Origin of the sequence: Arcobacter pernae, assembly GCF_049472135.1 — a bacterium.
GTDB lineage: Bacteria > Campylobacterota > Campylobacteria > Campylobacterales > Arcobacteraceae > Arcobacter_B.
Map to the genome: position 1 here is coordinate 1 of NZ_JBMOVV010000024.1, position 5,973 is coordinate 5,973.

The window sequence follows — 5,973 nt, forward strand, 5'->3', positions numbered from 1 at the left end:
TTTTATTATAAAACTAAATCTTCTGTCCATAACTCATACTCTTCCTCATCATAGTCAAACAAGATATTACTACTCATTCTCTCTATATCTATAAATCCTATTGAACTTGTATACGTACTATATTCTACACTTGGCATTATTACCTCATGCTCTGCTACTGTACTCACATTTTGCACTTCAAAGCTTCTTAATGCTCTTATATTATCATTCTGTGTTATTTGTGTATTTCTTACTACATACTCATTATATGCGCTATTTATATTACTTGATTGATTTAAGTTTTGGTAGTTTATCGCTGCTTCAAACTCCCACATTACGATATCTTCCATCCCTTCTGATAACTGTGTTTCTATCTCTGTTACTTCTTTATCAAACTCACTTACTGCTACATATTGCATTGAGTAATTATCTCTCTCTATTAATAAGCCGTACATTGTATCATTTATTGTATTATTTTTTATTTTAGCTTTATCATAATTTCCTAAATATAATTTTGTTGTGTCTATCTCTATAGCCTCTTTTGCCATTGTTTCTATTGTTTCTGGGCTTACTTTATTTCCTTCTGTATATGCCCCTTTCCCTAGCATATTTAGGTTTTGAGATTCTACATTTATTAATTCACCATTATTATCTAGTATTCTTTTTTCTTCTGATACTTTTACTGTTACTGTATTAGCTGTTAATTTATCTAAGTATAGATCTCCATTTGAGCTTTCTATTGCTAAGATATTTGTTGCGTTTGAATCTTTTACTATTACATCATCTATTTGTGTTACATATACTGAATCACTTGAGTTTACAGTTATTGTCTCTACATCTGTTAGAAGTGTTGAGAATGCTACATCTAAGATTAAGTCTTCTGCTATGATTGTTCCAAACAGATTATCTTTCTCATTTATTGTTATATCATTTACTACATTTGCGTTTATTGTTTTTATTTCTGTATTCAGGTTTACATTTAATGCATCTATTGTTAACTTATCTACTTTTACTAATGATGTTGTATCTTTATTCTCTATATTTGAGTTTGAAATTACTTTCATATTTGTCGCATTTACTGTACCTATTTGTAAATCATCTTTCTCTTCTAGGTATATATCTGTATTTACCTCTGCATTTAATACTTCTACTTCTGTGTTTAGATAGTTACTTGAACTACCTACATTTTCCCCTCTTAAATTTAATGTATTTACAATAATTGAAGTAGTGGTTGTATCTAAAATAGTACCAACTGTAGCTTCTAAAGTTGCTGTAGTTGTTGTTGAAACTCCACTTTGTAAAATAATATCACCTAAATTACTTTTTAGACTAACTAAACCTGTTCCATTAATACCTAAGCCATCATCAATATTTGCATTTGTACTTGGGTCGATTAATAAACCTTCTGTAATAGTAAGATTATTATTAGAAGTAATCGAAATAACCCCACTATCTTTAGATTTAATATCTTCTTGGATTTCATCTGTTCTTTGAGAAGTAACTAAAGCTTGTGAATTTACACTATTTACACTAATATCATTAATATATGTAACTGTTAAATCATCTAAGTCTTCTATATAAATACCATTTACACCTACATTTGCAGTGATATTATCAACATCAATATCTAAGCTATTTATAGTTGTAGAGTCATTTCCTGCTCCACCATTTTGTGCAAAAACTCTTAAGTTTTTAGAAACTAAATCTGTAGTTGTATCTCCATTATCAGTAATATTTCCTAAAGAATATAAAGAAATAGAAGCTGTTCCTGCATCAATAGATGAAAGTTTAATATCATTTGCTTTTACTCTAATATTTGAATCATTTGAAATAATAGAACTTGTATCTTCTAATGATACATTACCATCAACGCTACTTATAAAAATATCTATTGTAGAAGCTGTTCCAGTAGATTCAACTTTTGCATTTGCTGCTAAATTAAAGTTTTGAGCTGAAACAATTGAGATATTACTTGATGAAGTTATATTCGAATTGATATTAATATTATCAGCATTATCATCTTCATCTATAGTTTTTAAAAGTGTGTTTCCACCAGTACTTATATCTCCATTATTAACAACAGTAGTTATACTTCCATCTAAAGTTTGTAATACTAAACTTCCAGTTGTTACTATATCACTTTGACTTGCATCATTTACTACAGAAGCTGTTACAAGGGCTGTATCTAGTACTCTATTTACACTTATTCCATCTGATGAAGCTTCTGTATCTTCAATTTCATCAACTAAAATATCATCAGTTTCACTTATAAATACTCCACTTGTTCCAGTTTTTACACTTATTACTTCAACTGTTGTTTCTATATGGTTAGCACCAATTCCTAATCCACCTGATAAATCAGTAGTTTCAATTCTTAACTCTTTTGCTTCAATGTCTACTGTTGTATCACTACTATCTACATTTGCACTGTCAATTATAGTTCCTGCAACTAGTGATACATTTTTACTTGTTGTTATTAATCCTAAAGATAAGCTTGTTGAAGCTTCATATCTTATATTTTCATTTGAACTTGTTTTTACACCATCACTCATACTAATAGAACTAGCAGTTGCTTCTACATCTACAGTACCATCTGTAGTTAAAATATCCCCTGCTTGAACAATATTAGTTCCAGCTAAAACTGTAACATCACCACTTCCAGCATTTACACTATCATTTAATGTAATATCTCCAGAAATTGCATTTAATTTTACATTTCCTGTTCCAACTGCATTTAATCCTAAAGTATCACTTCCACCCTCAACTGTAATACTAGTTGCTTTTATTACAATATTTCCATTATCACCAGTTGAAACATCTTCTTGTGTTGTTCCTTCTGTATTGCTATCTATTGTTGCAGTACTATCAACTCTATTTATATCTATAGTAATACTATCAATGATTAAAGCTTGTGTATTTGTTACAAAAATATCATTATCATCTGTTGTATTAGCATCATTAGTATCTGCATTTGCACTTAATGTATTTACAGTTGTATTTATATGATTTAAAGAGCTTCCTATAGAATTTCCTGCATTTAATAATAATTTATCTGCTGTAATTAAAGAGTTATTATCTATATTTGATATCTTATCTCCTGCATTTATTATCACATCAGCAGTTCCTGCGTTAATAGTTTCACTTATTATATTTCCACTACTTGCTTCAATACTAATATTACCATCACTACTTGAAACTGTTGTTCCATCTGCCATTGTTATATTACTACTTGCTAAAACATCTATTGTTTTACTTGTTGTATTTGAAATGATATTATTATTGATATTTACATTATCACTTGATGAAATACTTATATCTCCATTTGTGATACTTACACTTCCACCTAATGTTATATCTGAATCACTATTTGTTCCCTCAGCTGTCTCTGATGTTTTTAACAGTGTATTCCCACCTGTTATTATATCTCCATCATTTACTACTGTTATTATACTTCCGTTTTCTGTTTGTAGTACTAAATCTCCACTTGAATTTATATCACTTTGTATTGCATCTGTTGTATTTATTGTCGTTAATGTTGTATCACTTCCAACTCTTTGAACTACTATTTGGCTTGTTTGATTTATTGTTATATCATTTGCTTCTGTTACAAATAAGCTTCCACCATTTGAACTAAGTTCTGCAACATCTGTTTCTATATGATTTGTTCCTAATCCTGTTGAATTAGTAACCTCTAATCTTAACTCATCTGCTGTAATATTATTTGTATTTGCATTACTATCACTTACTGAATCTGCTTTTATAGATATATCTGCTGTTGTTGTTAATTTTGCTAAGCTTAACTCACCTGCTGTACTATATCTTATATTTGAATTAGTCGCATCTGTTGTAGTTGCATCTGCCATTGTAATTGAAGTATTTGCTTGTACATCTACAGTTCCACTTGTTGTAATATTTGAATTTTGTGCAAATGTTGTATTTGCTAAGATACTTAAGTTTCCAGTTCCTGTTGTTAAATCATCACTTAATGTAACTGCTCCATCTAATGCACTAATTAATGTATCACCATTTGAGCTTACATCATTTGAACTATTACTTGTTACCTCTATATTTCCTAAAGTTGCAACTAATACTAGTTCTTCTGTTGAGATTAATTTCTCTTGTGCATCATTTGTTGTTTCTGTTGCTATTGCTGTATCTGCAACTCTACTTACTTCTACATCTACACTATCAACTATTACACCATTATTCTCTGTGATATATAAACCTGTTCCTGCATTTGCACTTAATTTTACAATATCTGTATTTATATGATTACTTGTTGTTCCTACTTTATCTGAAGCATCTATTAGTAAGCTTTGAGCTGTGATTAAAGAAGAAGAATCTATATCGTTTATTGTTCCTGTTGCTTTTAATGCTACTGAACCAGTTCCTGCGTTAATAGTTTCACTTATTAYATTTCCACTACTTGCTTCAATAYTRATATTACCATCAYTACTTGAAACTGTTGTTCCATCTGCCATTGTTATATTACTACTTGCTAAAACATCTATTGTTTTACTTGTTGTATTTGAAATGATATTATTATTGATATTTACATTATCACTTGATGAAATACTTATATCTCCATTCGTAATACTTATACTTCCACCTAATGTTATATCTGAATCACTATTTATTCCCTCTGCTGTCTCTGATGTCTTTAACAGTGTATTTCCACCTGTTATTATATCTCCATCATTTACTACTGTTGTTATACTTCCGTTTTCTGTTTGTAGTACTAAGCTTCCGCCTGTTGTTATATCAGACTGTGTATCATAACTTGTTGTAAGCGTAGCTACTCCTGTAACATCCACTCTATTTACCTCTACATCTACACTATTTACTTCTATTGCATTTGCTTCTGTGATATATACATCTGATCCACTATTTACTGTTATTTCATCTACTGCTGTATTTAAGTGATTACTTCCTTCACCTATTGTACTTCCTGTTTTTATCAATAACTCATTTGCTGTAATTAATGAACTTCCATCTATATCACTTAGTGTTGTTCCTGCATAAATACCTACATCTGCTGTTCCTGCATTTACGCTATCTGTAGTTACACTTCCATTTGTTGCTTCTATAATGATATTTCCATCATTAGTTTGGATAGTTGTTCCATCTATCATTGTTATTGAATTATTTGCAAGAACATCTATTGTTTTACTACTTGTTGATGTTGTTACATTTGCATTTAGGTTTACACTTCTTCCTGCGTTTAATGAAACATTACCTGTACTTAATAAGGCTGCTCCTATTGTGATATCAGATGCTGTTCCTATTGCTTGAAGTAATATATCTCCATCTGAACTTGTATTTGTTGTTATTGTTCCTGTTGTTGTAATTGTTCCTTCTTCTGTTACGATTACTACATCACCGTTTGTACCTTGTGAATTAATTGAAGAAATTATTAAGTCATCATCTTCTTCTAGGAATATATCTCCACTTGTTATATTTGTTAAAGAGATTGTTGATACATCTGTATCTATTTCATCACTATTTGTTCCTATTCCTGTTGTTGCACTTAATGTTGCTTCATTTGCTGTGATATTTGCATTTTCACTACTTAAGTTATCACTTATTGCTAATCCTGCTATTACTGTTACATTTCCTGTTGTATTGATAATTGCTACTTCTACATTTGAACTTGCGTTATATGTAATATTTCCTGCTGTTGAGTTTGTCTCTTTTATATCATTCATTATGATACTTCCAGATGTAGCTATTACACTTATATCTCCATTTACTGATGTAATATTTCCACTTTGTGTAATATCTCCTGAGTCAACAACAATATTTATTACACCATCACTACTATTTTGTGTGATTCCTTTTATTTCTAGTGTATCTGTTTCTTGTAGGTATATATCACCACTTGTATTATTTGTTAGTGTGATATTTGCTACTGTTGTATCTATATCATCAGAGTTTGTTCCAATTCCTGTTCCTGCTGTTATTGTTAATGATGTTGTTCCACCTAGGATATTTGAC

The 5,973-nt window shown here is 30.0% G+C and carries 1 protein-coding gene; it reads right to left on the reverse strand.

Annotated features, from left to right (window positions below; translation table 11 throughout):
- Positions 1–5: 5 nt before the first annotated feature.
- The coding region (locus tag ACH5BF_RS14140) for a beta strand repeat-containing protein (protein ID WP_423274890.1) at positions 6–5,973 on the reverse strand (5,968 nt) is incomplete at its 5' end.